Here is a 499-nt window from a genome sequence, read left to right on the forward strand (position 1 = left end):
GGCCGACAGCAGGCCCCTCAGCGTAAGCGCCCACCGACCACTCACCAGGCGACGGCGCCGAACCAGCTTTGGTGCTGGGACATTTCGTGGCTGCCCGGTCCCGCGCGCGGCACTTGGTGGTATCTGTACCTGATAATGGACGTCTTCAGCCGCAAGATCGTCGGGCACGAGATCTATGAAACAGAGACTGGCGAGCTGGCCGCTGAGTTGATTCAGAAAACCTGCTGGCGAGAGCGCCTGACAGATCGTCATAAACCCTTGATTCTGCATTCAGATAACGGCAGCCCGATGAAGGCAGCGACCTTCCTGGAAAAGCTCTATGACCTGGGCATCACTCCCTCGTACAGCCGACCGCGAGTCAGCAACGACAATGCCTTCGCCGAGTCGGCCTTCAAGACGCTGAAGTACCGGCCGGGCTTCCCCGTCGACGGGTTCGCCACCCTGGCCGAGGCTCAGGACTGGGTTCAGCAATTTACCGAGTGGTACAACCATGAGCACC

1 protein-coding gene is annotated in these 499 nt (G+C 60.3%); it reads left to right on the plus strand.

The genetic code is table 11. The annotated features are described in order from the left end of the window. Positions 1 to 499, plus strand: a 499-nt coding sequence (locus tag MKZ40_RS16890) for a DDE-type integrase/transposase/recombinase (protein WP_282627980.1), incomplete at both ends; no start/stop codon positions are given.

Origin of the sequence: Cobetia sp. BMC6, assembly GCF_029991385.1 — a bacterium.
In the GTDB taxonomy this organism is placed as follows: domain Bacteria; phylum Pseudomonadota; class Gammaproteobacteria; order Pseudomonadales; family Halomonadaceae; genus Cobetia.